Raw genomic sequence first — 16,694 nt, forward strand, 5'->3', positions numbered from 1 at the left:
CAAAAACACGTAAAGCGGGTTTTATTTACCACCAACATTAGCTAAACACTCTTAAAACCATCCAAAAGTCAGAATATAAAACTTGTTCTTATTTCATTAATTGACTGTTAAAGCATATTTAACTAAGCAGTATTTACAAAAAAAGTCCCATTCTGTGCAGTTCCCCCCTTTCATCTACAGTGAAATTTCGTTATGGTGCGCTAACTTAAGCCAAACTTTATGCATGTTCCGAGGTGTAAATGCGCCCTATCATCAAATCCAACAAGCTGGATAGCGTTTGCTATGACATCCGCGGCCCAGTGCACAAGGAAGCCAGACGTTTAGAAGACGAAGGTCATCGGATCCTCAAACTTAACATTGGTAATCCTGCCCCCTTCGGTTTCGAAGCGCCGGAGGAAATTGTGCGCGATGTGATCCTTAATTTACCCAGTGCCCAAGGCTACTGTGAGTCAAAAGGATTATTCTCTGCCCGCAAGGCCATAGTGCAGCATTATCAAGCCCAAGGGATTTTTGGTGTCGATATCGAAGATATCTATATAGGCAACGGCGTCTCTGAACTCATTATGATGGCGATGCAAGGTTTGCTTAACACCGATGATGAAATTTTAATCCCCTCGCCTGACTATCCACTGTGGACGGCGGCTGCCAATCTCGCTGGCGGCAAAGCGGTGCATTATCGTTGTGATGAAGAAGCGGACTGGTTCCCCGATCTCAACGACATTAAAAGTAAGATTTCATCGCGTACCCGCGGTATTGTGCTGATCAACCCAAACAATCCTACAGGCGCGGTTTACAGCAAAGAATTACTGCTGCAAGTGGTTGAGCTTTGCCGTGAACACAGTTTGATTTTATTTGCCGATGAAATTTACGACAAAATTTTGTATGACGAAGCCAAGCATGTTCCTGCGGCTGGCCTGTCGGACGATATTTTAACTGTTACCTTCAATGGTCTATCAAAGGCTTATCGCGCAGCGGGCTTTCGCGTCGGTTGGATGATGTTGTCTGGCAATCTTAAGGCAGCGAAGAGCTATATCGAAGGTTTAGAGATGCTGTCCTCAATGCGCCTATGTGCAAACGTGCCCAATCAACATGCGATTCAAACCGCGCTCGGTGGCTATCAAAGTATTAACGAGCTAATTTTACCTAAGGGTCGCCTGACAGTTCAACGGGATGCCTGTTACGAGCTGTTGAATCAAATCCCGGGCGTCAGCGTGAAAAAGCCTAAGGGCGCACTGTATGCTTTCCCTAAACTGGATATGAAGAAATTCAATCTGCGGGATGATGAGCGCTTAGTGCTGGATTTACTCAGAGAAAAGAAAATTTTGTTAGTGCACGGCACCGCCTTTAATTGGCCTGAGCCCGACCATTTACGCGTGGTTTTCTTACCCTATAAAGAAGATCTGAAAAAAGCATTTACCGAGTTTGGTGCATTCCTCGAAAACTATCGACAGTAGGTTTAGCCTCGGCTAACGGTTTGAGTCATAAAGCGATCCTAGTGGTCGCTTTATTTTTAGCGATTTTTACAAAATCTCCCGCTCATACTCACGTGTCATCCGAGGCTGTGATAATCTAAGACTTCATTAGCGTCAATACTGCTTATTCAACCCGTGTCACGTCTTCCAATGCAGCTTGTCGCCTTTCTACTCACTCATTAGCAGGCAAACTAAGAGTCATTTATGTGCCGTTTTTAGAAAACGAATGACGCTTATCCAACGCTGACCCTCGAATTAACAGGAAAACTATGAGTCACTTATTTGCCCATTTAGCTCGAATGAAGCTTATCCAACGCTGGCCTTTGATGTACAACGTTCGCACTGAAAATGTTCAAGAACACTCGCTACAAGTCGCCATGGTGGCCCATGCACTGGTGATCATCAGTAATAAAAAGTTCGGCACGACGCTTGATCCCCATCAAGCTACAAGTCTGGCGATTTTTCACGATGCCAGTGAAATTCTCACGGGTGACTTACCGACGCCGGTGAAATACTTCAACAAAGAAATCGAAGCCGAGTATAAAAAAATTGAGGCGATTGCCGAGCAGCGCATGCTGGATATGGTGCCTGAGGAATTTAAAGAAGATTATCGCAGTCTGTTCATCAGTGATTACGCCGATCCCATTTACAAGACCATAGTGAAATCCGCCGATACTCTGTGCGCTTACCTTAAATGTCTTGAAGAAAACCGCGCCGGCAACAGTGAATTCAATACCGCCCGTAAGCGTCTCGAAGACATGCTGGCGACAAATCCTGATCCCGCAGTACAGTATTTTATGAGCTGCTTTGTGCCAAGTTTCACCTTGAATTTAGACGAAATTAACAAGATGCTTTGATTTTCCACTCTCGCTAGGAATGCATATGACTTCAAGTGTTTGGCAAGAACGCCGTCATGGTGAAGATAAACAACGGCGTAACGATCACCGCAGCCCTTACCAAAGAGACAGGGCGCGTATTCTCCACTCGGCCGCCTTTCGCCGCCTGCAGGCCAAAACGCAAGTGCTCGGCGTTGGCATGAATGACTTCTATCGCACTCGATTAACCCACTCACTCGAAGTCTCGCAAATTGGCACTGGCATAGCCGCCCAGCTCAGACGTAAATATCCACAGCATAAGCAGCTGCTTTGCTCTATGAGCCTATTAGAGTCCCTGTGTTTGGCCCACGATATTGGTCATCCTCCCTTCGGCCACGGCGGCGAAGTCGCATTGAATTACATGATGCGCGACCACGGCGGCTTTGAAGGCAATGGCCAAACTTTTCGAATTCTCTCTAAGCTTGAGCCCTATACATTAGATTTCGGGATGAACTTATGTCGGCGTACCATGCTCGGGATTTTGAAATACCCCGCGCCGCACTCGAAGCTATTTGTTGCGGGCGAGCATAGTGAAATCACCAACCATAGACAGCTCAAACCGTCACAATGGCCGCCGGTTAAGGGCATTTTCGACGATGATAACGACATCTTCGCTTGGGTACTTGAGCCTTTGTCTGAGGCAGACCGCAGTCGTTTTACATCGACGCAGCAAGGATCACACCCTGCCCTACACCACTATCCACATCTGCGCACTCAGTTTAAATCCTTCGATTGCTCGATTATGGAACTGGCAGATGACATTGCCTATGCGGTGCACGATCTCGAAGATGCGATAGTGATGGGTATAGTCACGGCATCCCAGTGGCACCAAGATGTTGCACCAACACTCACAAACAGCGGCGATACGTGGATACGACAAGAGCTTGCCGATATTGGCAACAAGCTGTTTTCCCATGAGCATCACCTACGTAAAGATGCCATAGGCACCCTCGTTAATGGCTTTGTCACCGCGATTGTTATCTCAGAAGATGACGAGTTCGAAGAACCATTATTACGCTTTAATGCCACGTTAGAGCCGGAATTTGCCATTGCGCTCAATGTGCTCAAGCAACTGGTTTATAAATATGTGATCCGTAAACCTGAGATCCAAATGCTCGAATATAAAGGCCAGCAGATTGTGATGGGCTTATTCGAAGCCTTCGCTTCCGATCCTGAGCGTTTACTGCCACTGAACACCCAAGAGCGCTGGCGTGAAAGTGAGCAACAAGGCTTAAACAGTCACAGAGTGTTGGCGGACTATATTTCAGGGATGACAGATGAGTTCGCGGGGCGACTGTATCAACAGTTATTTAGCCCCAAAGCGGGTTCGAATGTGGAACTGAGCAAGGAAATGTAGGCAAGCAGACATTGCGCTGCCCGACTTGCTATAAAGCCAGACCGTTTGTAAATGTGCGAATTTCTATAAAAGCTAAACTTTCTATAGCGCCCGCTGTCACAGACATTCTTTATCAAAGGCGAAAGATGAAAGACAAAAAACCACCTTGCGGTGGTTTTTTATTTTTGTCGCTATTTCAAGCTCGACCTATAAAGCGCCGATGGCGTCTTTACAAAGTTGAGTGATACGATCCCAATCGCCGTGTTCCATTGCATCCGTTGGCGCAATCCAGCTGCCACCAATACAATCGACGTTCTTCAGCGCTAAATAATCTTTATAGCTGCTTGGCGTAATGCCACCTGTTGGGCAGAAGCGAATATCCGCAAGCGGACCCGAGAAGGCTTTCAGTGCATCCACACCACCCGAAGCTTCGGCTGGGAAAAATTTAAAGTGGGTGTAACCAAGCGCCATACCCGTCATCACTTCTGAAATGCTCGCAACGCCTGGTATCAATGGTACAGGACCATGCATACCGGCTTTGAGCAGTTCAACTGTCGCGCCTGGGGTGATAATAAATTGCGCACCAGCGGCAATCGCAAGATCTAGCTGAGCTTCGTTTAAGATAGTACCCGCGCCCACTAAGGCCTCTGGCACTTCTTTGGCGATTTTAGTGATAGCTTCGAGTGCGCAAGGCGTACGCAAAGTCACTTCTAACACGCTAATGCCGCCAGCAACCAGTGCTCGCGCTAATGGCACTGCATGTTCAATCTTGTTAATCACCATCACAGGAACAATAGGGCTGCGTTTAAAAATATCTTGTGGCTGTAGTGACCAGTTATTCTCAAGCATTGCGTTATTCTTCCTTTGTTTTAATAAAGTTCATCGATGGCATTAGTACAACGCGCACCAGTTTCTGGACTGCTTAGATTGGAACGTAGCGCGCTAAACAACTCGCGGCCCATGCCATAACGTGAGCGATGTAAATCCACTATTCCCGCGGCTCTGGTGGCAAGTTCAGCTTCAGAGACCAGCAGGCTCAGTTCGCCAGTTAACGCATCGACACGGATCAAGTCGCCATCTTGGACTTTGGCAATTAAACCGCCATCTAAAGCTTCTGGCGTTAAGTGAATCGCCGCAGGGACTTTACCCGACGCGCCAGACATACGACCGTCGGTCAACAGCGCAACTTTAAAGCCTTTGTCCTGAAGCGTGCCCAATAATGGGGTTAACTTATGCAGTTCTGGCATACCGTTGGCTTTCGGGCCTTGGCCTTTAACCACCACAACACAATCTCTATCCAGAGCACCGGCTTGGAATAAGGCATCAAGTTTGTTTTGATCGTCAATCACTACAGCGGGCGCTTCAACGACACGATGTTGTGCTTGTACCGCCGATACTTTGATCACAGCGCGGCCTAAGTTACCTTTCAGTAATTTCAAACCACCATTGCCTTGGAAAGGTGATGCGACAGAAGTTAACACTTCAGTATCTAAACTGGTTGTTGGACCATCGACCCAGCGCAATTCACCGTCGAGCAGTTTTGGCTCTTGGGTATAACGGCGTAAACCAAAGCCCGCAACGGTGTTCACATCTTCATGCAATAGACCCGCATCGAGTAATTCTTTGATTAAGTACGCCATGCCGCCTGCTGCGTGGAAATGGTTGATATCGGCGTGACCGTTTGGATATACGCGCGCCACTAATGGCACGGCATCGGATAATTCAGAAAAATCATCCCAGTTCACGATAATACCGGCAGCGCGAGCCGCGGCGACGATGTGCATGGTCAAGTTAGTAGAACCGCCAGTAGCCAAAAGTGCCACTATGCCGTTCACCACAGACTTTTCGCTGACCACTTCACCGATTGGGGTATATTGAGTACCCATTTCGGTTAAACGACACACTTGCTTAGCCGCCATCTTGTTTAAGGCTTCACGCAGTGGATCATCAGGATTCACAAATGACGAGCCGGGTAACTGCAGGCCCATCACTTCAAGCATCAGTTGATTCGAGTTTGCCGTGCCGTAGAAGGTGCAGGTTCCTGCACTGTGGTAAGACTGGGCCTCGGCTTCTAACAATTGCGCACGATCCACTTTACCTTGGGCAAATTGCTGACGAATGCGGGCTTTCTCTTTGTTCGGGATACCTGACTTCATCGGCCCAGCAGGCACGAATAACATAGGTAAGTGACCAAAGCTTAAGGCGCCGATAAGCAAACCAGGAACGATTTTATCGCAAATGCCGAGCAGTAAAGCACCATCAAACATGTTGTGAGACAAGCCCACAGCCGTTGCCATAGCAATCACTTCACGACTCAGTAAGCTCAATTCCATACCGGGTTGACCTTGAGTCACACCGTCACACATGGCCGGCACACCGCCCGCCACTTGTGCAACACTGCCGACTTCCTGACAGGCTTTTTTAAGCAATTCAGGATAGCTTTCATAGGGTTGGTGCGCAGATAACATGTCGTTAAATGCCGTCACTATGCCAATGTTCGCCTTATTCAATTGACGCAATGCATTTTTGTCGTCTGGATTACAGGCGGCAAAACCATGGGCCAAGTTGCCACAGCTCAATGAGCTACGATGTACACCATGGTTACGGGCATCATTCAATGCGGCGAGATAACCTTCACGTGACGCTTTGCTACGGGCAATAATTCTGTCGGTAACAGCTTGAACTACTGAGTGCATCTTGACTCCTTAAGCGCTCCAGAACACATCAACGGGCGTTTTACGCTGCGCTAATACGGCTCTGATAGGCATAGCATGGACATCATCACTTTCTAACGCTTGACGATATACGGATAATTTCTGTTCCCCGACCAAGTGCAGATAAATTTGTCTGCTGTTCAGAATCGCACTCTTAGAGAGCGTTATTCTGCCGTGGGGCGCTGTGGTGGGGTTAGTCGCCACACACAGGGCTTGGGTTGTGAGCGCATTTTCAAGCTCAGCGCTACAGGGAAACCAAGAACAAGTATGACCATCGTTACCCATGCCTAATACCACCACATCAAAAGGACGTGGGAAATTAGACAAAGACTCGGCGGCCATATCGGCGCCCGCTTCTGCGGTCGAAAACATGTTTTTTAAACCGCGGAATTTGGCATTCGACGCACGGTTTTGTAATAAATGTTCACGCACTAGACGTTCATTAGAAGCATCGGCGTCGGCTTCAACCCAGCGCTCATCGGCGAGAGTGATATAAACATCACTCCAATCGATGGACTTCATGCTCAATAGTTGAAATAACTTAAGCGGCGTCGAACCACCGGAAACCACTAGGCTCGCTTTTCCGCGGGCATCAACGGCTTCCTGTAACTGGCTTGCAATCTTGCTGGCCAGTTGCTGTTCTAACGCACTTGGCGTATCGAAAGATTTGAATACGGTTTCTTTAATCATCAAAGTCTCCTACTCGTCCCACGAACGGCCATCTTTGGTGATCAAAGCAACTGACGCAACTGGACCCCAAGTACCCGCAGGATAAGGTTTTGGTTTTTCGTTGCTTTGTTCCCACGATTGGATAATGCCATCCACCCAAGTCCATGCCTGCTCGACTTCGTCGCGGCGCACGAACAGCGCTTGATTACCGAGCATAGCTTCGAGTAATAGACGCTCGTAGGCATCGGCGATACGTTCATTTTTGAAGGTATCGGAGAAGCTCAAATCGAGTTTAGTGGTTTGTAAACGTTGTTTCTGCTCCAAACCTGGCACTTTGTTCATCATCTGGATTTCAACCCCTTCATGGGGTTGCAGACGAATAGTCAGCTTGTTGGGTGGCAGATTACGGTAGCTTGAGCGATACAGGTTATGCGGTGGATTTTTGAAATACACCACAATTTCAGAGCTTTTAAACGGCATACGTTTACCGCTACGTAAATAGAAAGGCACGCCCGCCCAACGCCAGTTGTCGATATCCACACGAATCGCCACGAAGGTTTCTGTGTGTGATTGAAGGTTGGCGCCTTCCTCTTCTAAATAACCCGGTACTGGGCTGCCCTTTAGGAAGCCAGCACTGTACTGACCGCGTACGGTATTTTCATACACATTGTCAGAATTAATCGGACGCAGTGATTTAAGCACTTTGACTTTTTCATCACGAATGCTGTCAGCGTCTAAGTTGACCGGTGGATCCATAGCAACGAGCGTTAACACTTGTAGCAAATGGTTTTGGATCATGTCGCGCATCTGACCCGCTTTGTCGAAGTAACCCCAACGGCCTTCGATACCCACTTCTTCTGCGACTGTTATCTGGACGTGGTCAATCGTACGGTTGTCCCACTTAGAGGCAAATAAAGAGTTAGCAAAACGCAGTGCAATCAAGTTCTGTACGGTTTCTTTACCTAAGTAATGGTCGATACGGTAAACCTGACGTTCTTTGAAGTAAGCGGAAACTTGATCGTTGATAACGCGAGAAGAGTCTAAATCTGAACCGATTGGCTTTTCGAGTACCACGCGTGAATCTGGGTGAATAAGATCTTGCTCGTGCAAACAACGGCAAATGTCACCGAATATCGCAGGTGGCGTAGCAAAGTAACTCACCATGACACGCTCTTCTGGTTTGAGCAGTTCATGGAAGGCACTGTAGCCCGCTGAATCGGTAAAGTTAGTGCCTATATAGTGGCAGCGGGACAGGAAACGTTGGAGAGTCTCTTCGCACAAAGGCTCTTTAACGAAGGTGTTTAAGGCAAGCGTGACTAATTCGATAAACTCTTCTTGAGTAAACTCATCTTTCGCGACACCGATCACTTTCGTATCTTTATCGAGAAGTTCAGCTTTATCTAGCTGGTATAAAGAAGGTAACAACTTGCGTCGTGCCAAATCGCCTTTAGTACCAAAGAGTACGAAGTCACAAGCTTTGGCGCCTGATGTTGTTTTGCCCATTGCGTTACGATCTCCTTTGTATGTCGTGTCCCTTCATGTCGATGAAGAAATCCACACTTTTGTTGTAATATAACAACAGAATTTGTTAAATGCATCTATTTTTATAAATATTAACATTCTTGCTAACTAGGCACTTGCAGCATAAATCTGATATGCTTTTTGTGCTTAAATTACTGAAGCTAGTAAAGTCTTATTTCAAAATTGTACTGAAAAGTTACTACAAAGAGTCTCTTTGTGGGCCGCCGGCCTTGATCTGTCACCCACAAAACTAAAAAAATAAAATTACATTCTCACTTTAGCGGACATACGCGTATGAATACCCTAGAAAAGGTTCAAAAAAGCCTCACCCATTTTAGTAAATCAGAACGCAAAGTTGCAGAGGTGATCTTAGCATCACCACAGACAGCTATACATTCTAGCATCGCCACACTGGCTAAGATGGCAGATGTCAGTGAACCTACTGTGAATCGTTTCTGTCGCCGCTTAGATACTAAAGGCTTCCCTGATTTTAAGTTACATCTAGCGCAAAGTCTCGCTAACGGTACTCCATATGTGAGCCGCCATGTTGAAGAAGATGACTCACCAGAATCTTACACGACAAAAATCTTCGAATCTTCAATGGCTTCGCTTGATACCGCACGTCAAAGTTTAGATATTTCAGCCATCAATAAAGCCGTTGATATACTGACTCAAGCTAAGACGATTTCCTTTTTTGGCTTAGGTGCCTCCGCTTCTGTTGCCCATGACGCACAAAATAAATTTTTCCGCTTTAATGTGCCTGTCATCTGTTTTGACGATGTTCTAATGCAACGCATGAGCTGCATAAACAGCAATGAAGGCGATGTTGTCGTGTTGATATCCCACACTGGCCGTACTAAGTCATTGATTGAGATAGCACGTTTAGCGAGAGAAAACGGTGCAGCTGTAATTGGTATTACTGCCCGCAACTCACCGTTGTCGATGGAATGTACGCTGCCAGTGACAATGGAAGTGCCAGAAGATACCGACATGTATTTGCCTATGGCCTCGCGTTTAGCCCAATTAGTCACTATAGATGTATTGGCAACGGGTTTTACCTTACGTCGAGGTCCACGTTTCCGCGATAATTTGAAACGCGTAAAAGAAGTGTTAAAAGAGTCTCGCATCAATAAAGATCCGATACTGTAACTCACCTCCTTTTCTAAAAATGGCTAGCGTTGATCCTTTACCTAGCCATTTATCGTGCAAATATCAGCGATACCTCACAAATTTCATACATAACTTTAGATCATTTTGATTGTAACTTTACTACATAATCTGGAATTGCATGGTAATATAGGCCCAAGATTTTTTTAACTTTAACGGAGTATCCTTATGTTCCGCAGAACCAAAATCGTCACCACTCTAGGTCCCGCTACCGATCGTGATGATAATCTACGCCGCATCATCGCGGCAGGTGCAAACGTTGTACGTCTTAATTTCTCCCACGGTTCCCCTGAAGATCACTTAAAACGAGCGACTCAAGCGCGTGAAATCGCTAAAGAGTTGGGCGTTCATGTGGCCATTCTTGGTGACTTACAAGGCCCTAAAATCCGTGTTTCTACTTTCAAGGACAATAAGAAAGTACAACTGGTATTAGGTCAAGCCTATGTACTTGATGCCGAGTTAGCCAAAGGTGAAGGCGACGATACCCAAGTGGGTATCGATTACAAGCAATTGCCAGACGATGTGACTGTTGGTGATATCCTGATGTTAGATGATGGCCGTGTTCAATTACGCGTTGAGCGTGTTGAAGGCCGTAAAGTGCATACCACAGTGACTGTGGCAGGCCCTTTATCTAACAACAAAGGTATTAACAAGCAAGGCGGCGGACTTTCTGCTGCTGCACTAACCGAAAAAGACAAGGCTGACATTTTGACTGCGGCAATGATCCAAGTGGATTATTTAGCCGTGTCTTTCCCGCGCAGTGGTGCTGATTTAGATTACGCCCGTGATCTTGCCCGTCAAGCCGGTTGCAATGCCTTGATCGTGGCTAAAGTTGAACGCGCTGAAGCCGTTGCGACCGATGCGGCTATGGACGATGTGATCTTAGCATCTGACGTGGTTATGGTTGCCCGTGGTGACTTAGGTGTTGAAATTGGTGATGCTGCGCTCGTTGCGGTGCAGAAGAAATTAATCGCCCGTTCACGCCAACTGAATAAAGTCGTCATCACGGCCACTCAGATGATGGAATCGATGATTTCAAGCCCAATGCCAACCCGCGCCGAAGTAATGGACGTGGCGAACGCTGTGCTTGATGGTACCGATGCTGTGATGTTATCTGCTGAAACTGCTGCCGGTGACTTCCCAGAAGAAACCGTTAAGGCAATGGCAAACGTGTGTGTTGGCGCTGAATCTCACCCAAGTGTGATTGTGTCTAAGCATAGATTAGATGTGCGTTTCACTTCAGTTGAAGAAACCATTGCACTCTCGACTATGTATGCAGCAAACCACCTTGAAGGCGTTAAGGCTATTATTGCTTTGACTGAATCAGGTGCGACACCACAGCTAATGTCTCGCATCAGTTCTTCACTGCCGATCTTAGGTTTATCACGTCACGCGACAACGCTGGCTAAAATGGCCTTGTACCGCGGCGTGTTACCCATCTACTTCGATTCAACTATCCACCCAGCCGATGAGCTAGCGCAAAAAGCGTTAGAAGCATTAACAGCGGCAGGTTATTTGAATAGCGGTGATATGGTACTGATGACCAAAGGCGATGCAATGGAAACGATTGGCGGCACTAACACCTGTAAAGTGTTGATCGTAGCTTAAATTGCTTTAGCTTTATCTAACGACTAAAGCGCGTTAGATAAAGCCAATAAAAAACCACCTCATGAAGGTGGTTTTTTTATATTGACTGTTTTCTGTAAGTGCAGATTTCTATTAATGCTAATTTGTCGTTCTCTCATTGCTGAGGGAAATCCAAGCGGCCCAAGCGGAGTAATCATTGAACTTAATACCGCTTAGACCAGACCGTACTAACATTAAAAGCTGACATTAAACACTAACATCAAACACTAGCAATCATTATAACGTTTCGAAATCATTCACATTAATTGCCGCTAAGCGTAACTTATCAGCATGCTGCAATTTCTGCTCTTCATCGGCAGTGATTACGCCAGTCTCGAGGGCTTTTGCAAACAAGACGAGATTAGGCACTTTGGCTGGCAATTCACCGGCACGCTGCGCTTTCTTCAGCTTTTTATAGATATCTTTACAGGCATACTGAGCGACAAACGCTTGCTCAACTTCAGCAATACCGCCCTTATCTCCTTCAAATTCAGGACATAAGAAGGTAATACGGTCACGAGCAGGACCAGGCTTCAACATGCCGCCGACTAAATCAGTCGCCATTTTATCGCTCGGTGCATTGAAGTGATTACCCAGCGGGAAGATTAAGCCGCGCAGTAACCATGCCACAGGACGGCTCGGGAAGTTACGAATAGTGTCTTCCAGTGCTTTCGCCGCTAAGTGCAAACGATTGGCCATAACGTAACGTACTGCTGGCAAATCGTCCTGTTGACGGCCATTGTCTTCAAACAACTTCAAAGTTGCAGAACCTAAATACAGCTGGCTGAGCACATCGCCCATACGCGCCGACAACATTTCTTTGCGTTTTAAATCGCCGCCCATGATCAGCATAGATAAATCTGTCATTAAGGCTAACGCAGACGAAATACGCGACATATCTTTATAGTACTGCTTAGTTTCACCGCTCACTGGCGCACTGCCAAAACGGCTACCGCTTAACGCGCTAAACAGAGCACTGAACGCATTGCGTGTGGCATAACCCATGTGGCCCATTAATAGCGCATCAAAACGCTCTAAGGCTTCATGTTGGTTTTCCATCGCAGCAGCTTCCATTTCGGCAAGCACGTAAGGATGGCAGCGAGTCGCACCTTGACCAAAAATCATCAAGGAGCGGGTTAGAATATTCGCGCCTTCGACAGTGATCGAAATTGGATTCGACATATAAGGGTGGCCTAAGTAGTTTTTAGGTCCTAATTGAATGCCCTTACCCGATTGAATATCCATGGCATCGTTCATCACTGAACGGCCTAACTCAGTCATGTGGAACTTAGCAATCGCAGTCACAACCGAAGGTTTCACTTTAAGATCGATACCCGTAGTTGTTAAACGACGCGCAGCTTCCAACTGATAAGTGTTGGCAATAATACGCGCAAGCGCTTCTTGCACCCCTTCAAACTGGCCAATCGCCATACCAAACTGATGACGCACGTAGCTGTAAGCCGTTGTCGTCTTTGTCGCCATGTGACCAGACGCCGTTGCCAATGCTGGCAATGAAATACCGCGGCCCGCCGACAAACACTCAACCAGCATACGCCAGCCTTTACCGGCAAATTCAGGGCCACCGATAATCCAATCCAGCGGGATAAATACTTCTTTGCCTTGAGTAGTACCGTTCATAAACGCCATGCCCAGCGGATTATGACGACGACCAATCACCACACCAGGATGATCCGTTGGGATCAACGCACAGGTAATGCCTAAGTTTTTCTTATCACCAAGCAAGCCTTCAGGATCGCGCATTTGGAACGCTAAACCCAAAACCGTCGCCACTGGCGCCAGCGTGATGTAACGTTTATCCCAAGTCAATTTTAGCCCGAGCATCTCTTCGCCATTGAAGGTATCACGGCACACAATACCCACATCGGGGATAGCGCCGGCATCACTGCCCGCTTCAGGACCGGTTAATGCAAAACAAGGGATTTCATCGCCTTTAGCTAAAGCGGGTAACCAGCGTTCTTTCTGCTCACTCGTACCATAGTGGGTCAGCAGCTCACCCGGACCTAAAGAGTTTGGTACCATTACTGTAACAGCAGCGCTTACGCTGCGGCTGGCTAATTTGCTGACAATGGTAGAGTTAGCATAGGCAGAGAAAGCTTTACCACCGAATTTCTTCGGAATGATCAGGGCGAAGAAACCTTCTTTCTTGAAGTATTCCCACAACTCTGGTGGTAAATCTTTACGGTTATGCACTATGTCGAAATCATCGATCATCGTCAGTGCTGTCATCACTTGATTATCGATAAAGTCTTTTTCTTCAGCGGTCAGCGTCGGTTTGCCGTAGCTGTGCAAGGTATTCCAGTTAGGATTTCCGCGGAACAACTCCCCTTCCCACCAGACATCACCGGCTTCCATCGCTTCGCGCTCGGTATCTGAAAGTGGCGGTAAGACCTTCTTGAAAAAACTAAAAACTGGGCGGGTAATAAACTGCATCCGGATATTTTTCACCGCAAACAACACGACAATGGCTATCAGGGCAAGAATTATAATCGTCAACATTATCAAGACCTTTTAATTAAGAAGAAACGGGGACTGATACGCCAGCCGCCATGTATGGGATCACTTTACGGATCACGGCTTCGATGTCGTTATGCTCACCAAACTCAGCAGCAGCGATATCGTTTAGGGCATCGGCGGACGCCATAGTGAATACGATAGTGCCTAAGGTAAAGTGTAAACGCCAAAACATTTCAGCGGGTGGAATATGTGGCGCACTGGCCGACACGGCTTTAACAAAAGCATCGAGATGCTGGCCGTAATGGGTAGTGATAAACCAACGTAAATGTCCTTGGCTTTCGATATAGCCACGGCCTAAAAGCTGCAGGAAGATCGTGGTGCCTTCGGTACGTAGCGCGTTTAAATCCAATAAAGGATCGACCAGCGAAGACAAGATCTCTTCGAGAGTTGCTTGTGCTGGCGCGGTATTTAAGCGATTAATTTGGTTTGAAGCCGCAGGCATAAACACGTCTAAATAACGCGCTAATACTGCACGGATCAGCTCTTTTTTAGAACCAAAGTGATAATTGACCGATGCTAAATTCACCTCAGCCTTACTGGTGATGAGTCGCAACGAGGTCTCAGAAAAGCCCCGTTCAGCGAACAGTTTTTCTGCGGCATCAAGTATTCTAGTTTTTGTATCGGATCGACTTGCCATTCCGTGACCTTGAATTAATTTAAAACACTCGTTTAAATTAAACATTGGCACCACGGATGTCAAACTAAAATTGGACAAATTCGCCGCTTTCTAGCCTGCATTCAAGCCGTATATGGAACATCTGCGAAATAAGTGTAACTAACAAGCTCATTAACCCTTGTGCAATACACCTTAGCTTTATGTAAACTGTGTAACACAAAAACAACAAGGACAAGTAGACATGGTTATTTCATTGAATCGTCGCAGTAAAATCGCCCTCACAGTCGCCTTAGCGCTGGGATTAACGGCCTGTAATGATGCACAAAGTAAAACAGACAAGCCTGCTAGCACTGAAGCGGCGGTCATCAATACCACACCTAATAAAGCACAAGCGATTGCTTTTATTAACGATGCAGAAGCCAAAATGGCTGAATTATCGATAGAATCTAATCGCGCCGAGTGGATTTACAGCAACTTTATTACCGATGACACTGCTGCCCTCTCTGCCGCAGTCGGTGAAAAGGTCAGCGCAGCGTCAGTAAAATTTGCAACAGAGGCGACTAAGTACGCCAATGTGGACCTCGATCCCGTTAATGCTCGCAAACTCAATATATTGCGCAGCGCGTTAGTGTTACCCGCCCCGCTCGACCCTGCGAAAAATGCCGAGCTTGCACAAATAAGCTCAGAGTTAAATGGCTTATACGGCAAAGGAAAATACTGTTTTGCCGACGGTAAGTGTATGACCCAGCCTGAGCTATCGAGTTTAATGGCCGAATCACGTGATCCCGTTGCATTACTGGAAGTGTGGAAAGGCTGGCGTGAAATCGCCAAACCTATGCGCCCCTTGTTTCAACGTGAAGTGGAACTGGCCAATGAAGGCGCGAAGGATCTCGGTTATGCAAACCTGTCTGAGCTATGGCGCAGTCAATATGATATGAAACCCGATGATTTTTCACAGGAACTTGACCGTCTTTGGGGCCAAGTCAAACCCCTTTATGAGTCATTGCACTGCTACGTACGCGGTGAACTCAATAAAGAATACGGCGATAGCGTCGCACCGACCACAGGACCTATCCCTGCACATTTACTCGGTAATATGTGGGCCCAGCAATGGGGCAATGTGTATGACTTAGTCGCCCCTGACAATGCCGACCCAGGTTATGATGTCACTGAGTTACTGGCAAAAAATGGCTATGACGAGCATAAAATGGTGAAACAAGCCGAAGGCTTCTTCACGTCGCTAGGATTTGCGCCATTGCCTGAGAGTTTTTGGGCTCGTTCACTGTTTGTTCAGCCAAAGGATCGTGATGTGGTTTGCCACGCCTCGGCATGGGATCTCGATAATCTCGACGATATTCGCATAAAAATGTGTATCCAAAAGACCGCCGAAGACTTTAGCGTGATCCACCACGAACTTGGGCATAACTTCTATCAACGCGCTTATAAGCAGCAACCATTCCTGTTTAAAAACAGCGCCAACGACGGTTTCCATGAAGCGATTGGTGACACGATTGCGCTGTCGATCACCCCAAGCTACTTAAAACAGATCGGTTTACTTGAAGAAGTGCCTGATGCCTCTAAGGATATTGGGCTTTTACTGAAGCAAGCTTTAGATAAAATCGCCTTCCTGCCCTTTGGTTTGATGATAGATCAGTGGCGCTGGAAAGTGTTTAGCGGCGAAATCACACCAGCGCAATATAACCAAGCTTGGTGGGATCTCAGGGAGAAATACCAAGGCGTAAAAGCACCAGTTGAACGTAGTGAAGCAGATTTTGATCCGGGCGCTAAATACCATGTACCAGGCAATGTACCCTACACCCGTTACTTCCTAGCACATATTTTGCAATTCCAATTCCATCAAGCGCTGTGTGAAACTGCAGGTGATAAAGGTCCGGTACACAGATGCAGTATTTATGGTAATCAAGCAGCGGGAGAGAAACTCAATAAGATGCTCGAGTTAGGCTTAAGTAAACCTTGGCCAGAAGCATTGAAAGAAGTCACCGGCAAAGAAGCTATGGATGCCAAAGCTGTGCTCGATTACTTCGCGCCACTTAAAACATGGTTAGATGAGCAAAATACCGCGGCTAATCGCCAATGCGGTTGGTAATCATGAGTTAAACCATCGCCAAGTTGTATAAAACAAAATGCCCAACGAGATTGGGC

General features: G+C 46.8%; 12 protein-coding genes. 6 read left to right on the forward strand and 6 right to left on the reverse strand.

Translation table 11 applies throughout. The features are described 5' to 3' along the window. Window positions 1-239: 239 nt before the first annotated feature. From Q4Q52_RS05475 to Q4Q52_RS05485, 3 genes are all read left to right on the forward strand, one after another. Window positions 240-1,454 (forward strand): pyridoxal phosphate-dependent aminotransferase, encoded by a 1,215-nt coding sequence (locus Q4Q52_RS05475; protein ID WP_006081570.1) that lies wholly within the window; start codon window positions 240-242, stop codon window positions 1,452-1,454. Between the two features lie 287 nt (window positions 1,455-1,741). Continuing rightward, the gene (yfbR, locus tag Q4Q52_RS05480; protein ID WP_115334657.1) at window positions 1,742-2,329 is read left to right on the forward strand and encodes a 5'-deoxynucleotidase; all 588 of its coding nucleotides are present in this window, start codon (window positions 1,742-1,744) and stop codon (window positions 2,327-2,329) included. Window positions 2,330-2,354: 25 nt separating this feature from the next. Continuing rightward, window positions 2,355-3,704 (forward strand): anti-phage deoxyguanosine triphosphatase, encoded by a 1,350-nt coding sequence (locus Q4Q52_RS05485; protein WP_311990025.1) that lies wholly within the window; start codon window positions 2,355-2,357, stop codon window positions 3,702-3,704. A gap of 186 nt (window positions 3,705-3,890) precedes the next feature. Here Q4Q52_RS05485 and Q4Q52_RS05490 read toward each other — a convergent pair whose 3' ends face one another. Genes Q4Q52_RS05490 through zwf form a run of 4 tightly spaced genes read right to left on the reverse strand, consistent with a single transcriptional unit; the run spans window position 3,891 to window position 8,569 of the window. After that, window positions 3,891-4,532: a bifunctional 4-hydroxy-2-oxoglutarate aldolase/2-dehydro-3-deoxy-phosphogluconate aldolase gene (locus tag Q4Q52_RS05490; protein WP_006081567.1), complete on the reverse strand. Its 642-nt coding sequence runs from the start codon at window positions 4,530-4,532 to the stop codon at window positions 3,891-3,893. Between the two features lie 20 nt (window positions 4,533-4,552). Next, entirely contained in the window at window positions 4,553-6,379 is a 1,827-nt protein-coding gene (gene edd, locus Q4Q52_RS05495; RefSeq protein ID WP_311990026.1) for a phosphogluconate dehydratase, read from the reverse strand. Between the two features lie 9 nt (window positions 6,380-6,388). Next, window positions 6,389-7,087, reverse strand: coding sequence for a 6-phosphogluconolactonase (pgl, locus tag Q4Q52_RS05500; protein ID WP_006081565.1), 699 nt, complete (start codon window positions 7,085-7,087; stop codon window positions 6,389-6,391). Between the two features lie 9 nt (window positions 7,088-7,096). Then, window positions 7,097-8,569, reverse strand: a complete 1,473-nt coding sequence (zwf, locus tag Q4Q52_RS05505; RefSeq protein WP_106650437.1) for a glucose-6-phosphate dehydrogenase — start codon at window positions 8,567-8,569, stop codon at window positions 7,097-7,099. Between the two features lie 312 nt (window positions 8,570-8,881). On the opposite strand from zwf, the gene Q4Q52_RS05510 reads away from it, so the two are divergent. Beyond that, complete coding sequence (locus Q4Q52_RS05510; protein WP_106650436.1) at window positions 8,882-9,736, forward strand: MurR/RpiR family transcriptional regulator; 855 nt, start codon at window positions 8,882-8,884, stop codon at window positions 9,734-9,736. Window positions 9,737-9,922: 186 nt separating this feature from the next. Continuing rightward, window positions 9,923-11,362 (forward strand): pyruvate kinase, encoded by a 1,440-nt coding sequence (gene pyk, locus Q4Q52_RS05515; RefSeq protein ID WP_311990027.1) that lies wholly within the window; start codon window positions 9,923-9,925, stop codon window positions 11,360-11,362. A gap of 255 nt (window positions 11,363-11,617) precedes the next feature. On the opposite strand, the gene Q4Q52_RS05520 is transcribed toward pyk, so the two are convergent. Both Q4Q52_RS05520 and Q4Q52_RS05525 read right to left on the reverse strand, forming a co-directional pair. Further along, window positions 11,618-13,897: an acyl-CoA dehydrogenase gene (locus Q4Q52_RS05520; RefSeq protein WP_220592919.1), complete on the reverse strand. Its 2,280-nt coding sequence runs from the start codon at window positions 13,895-13,897 to the stop codon at window positions 11,618-11,620. A 16-nt stretch (window positions 13,898-13,913) separates the two neighbouring features. Next, window positions 13,914-14,552, reverse strand: coding sequence for a TetR/AcrR family transcriptional regulator (locus tag Q4Q52_RS05525; protein ID WP_106650433.1), 639 nt, complete (start codon window positions 14,550-14,552; stop codon window positions 13,914-13,916). Window positions 14,553-14,772: 220 nt separating this feature from the next. Here Q4Q52_RS05525 and Q4Q52_RS05530 point away from each other — a divergent pair, with 220 nt between their 5' ends. Further along, complete coding sequence (locus Q4Q52_RS05530; protein ID WP_311990028.1) at window positions 14,773-16,638, forward strand: M2 family metallopeptidase; 1,866 nt, start codon at window positions 14,773-14,775, stop codon at window positions 16,636-16,638. The last annotated feature ends 56 nt before the right edge of the window (window positions 16,639-16,694 follow it).

Source organism: Shewanella sp. SP1S2-4, assembly GCF_031932075.1.
Lineage (GTDB): Bacteria > Pseudomonadota > Gammaproteobacteria > Enterobacterales > Shewanellaceae > Shewanella > Shewanella baltica.